The organism is Bradyrhizobium sp. 33ap4 (genome assembly GCF_032654765.1).
GTDB lineage: Bacteria > Pseudomonadota > Alphaproteobacteria > Rhizobiales > Xanthobacteraceae > Bradyrhizobium > Bradyrhizobium australafricanum.
In genome coordinates, this window is record NZ_JAUMTJ010000266.1 from 1 (window position 1) to 566 (window position 566).

The window sequence follows — 566 nt, forward strand, 5'->3', positions numbered from 1 at the left end:
TTCAAAGATGTCCTACGCCGATTCAATCTTCCTATTGACAAGTGTCATGGACAGTGCTACGACGGCGCAGCAAACATGAAAGGGAAGCACAGTGGACTTCAAGCGCTGGTACGACAAGAAGAGCCTCGAGTGCTACACGTGCACTGTGTGGTGCACGTTCTTAACTTAGTGCTTCAGGACATGAGCCAGCGATTGGACATGTGTCGTGATTTCTTGGGCGTCATAACAGACTTGATAAACTTCGTCATGTCCTCTCCAAAGCGCACCCATGTGTTCCAAGAGTGCGAACAAGACGACGAAAACGCAAGCCTCTGAAAATTTTGCCCAACACGCTGGACGCTCAAGGCTTCCTCCCTGCGATCGGTTGTTCAGAATTACCGCCGACTGATGACATTTTTTGATGAGGTTGCATCAGAGGAACGAAACGAGACCGGAGCAAAAGCAAGTGGGTTCGCGAAAGTATTATCAAGATTCGAGACGTTTTTTTATGCCCAGACTCCTGACCCTTGTGTCCTCGCGACTAGAGACCATGAGCTCAGCTCTTCGGAAACCCCGATTGAGATTTG

1 protein-coding gene is annotated in these 566 nt (G+C 49.3%); it reads left to right on the forward strand.

All coding sequences use genetic code 11. The features are described from left to right. Positions 1-315: hypothetical protein (locus Q2M23_RS43850; protein ID WP_316399570.1), on the forward strand; the 315-nt coding region annotated here is incomplete at its 5' end. Between the last annotated feature and the right edge of the window lie 251 nt (positions 316-566).